At 67.0% G+C, this 491-nt stretch carries 1 protein-coding gene; it reads left to right on the top strand.

Annotation, left to right across the window (positions count from 1 at the left end; translation table 11 throughout):
- Positions 1-20: 20 nt before the first annotated feature.
- The coding region (locus tag LPW30_RS15930; protein WP_420797728.1) for an AAA family ATPase at positions 21-491 on the top strand (471 nt) is incomplete at its 3' end.

Raw genomic sequence — 491 nt, 5'->3', positions numbered from 1 at the left:
CCTATCCCTTCGAACCCAGCGTGGCCAGTGAAGACCTGTTCGAGTCCCAGACCCTGCGCGAGGCCCAGGCCCGGCTCAGGCACCTGCTGCGCCTGCGGGGCATCGGCCTGCTCACCGGCGAGGCCGGCAGCGGCAAGACCACCGCCTGCCGACGCATCACCAGCACCCTGCACTCGGGACTCTACCGTACCTTCTACATCCCCCTGACCACCGGCAATGTCATGGACATGTACAAGTCCATCGCCTGGGAGCTGGGGTTGCCCACCGAACGCAACCGCGCCAGCGCCTTCCGCCAGGTGCGCGCCGAGATCTCCCGGCTCACCCTGGAGAGCAAGCAACTGCCGGTCCTGATCATCGACGAGGCCCATCACCTGCGCAACGATGTCCTGGAGGATCTGCGCCTGCTCACCAACTACGCCATGGACTCCGATCCCCGCCTGTGCATGCTGTTCGTCGGCCTCACCGAGCTGCGCCGGCGCTTGGGCATGGCC

Source organism: Ectothiorhodospira variabilis (genome assembly GCF_022227625.1).
Taxonomy (GTDB): Bacteria; Pseudomonadota; Gammaproteobacteria; order Ectothiorhodospirales; family Ectothiorhodospiraceae; genus Ectothiorhodospira; species Ectothiorhodospira haloalkaliphila.
Note: the sequence above shows the minus strand (reverse complement) of the source record. Positions and strands in the feature narration are given on the sequence as shown.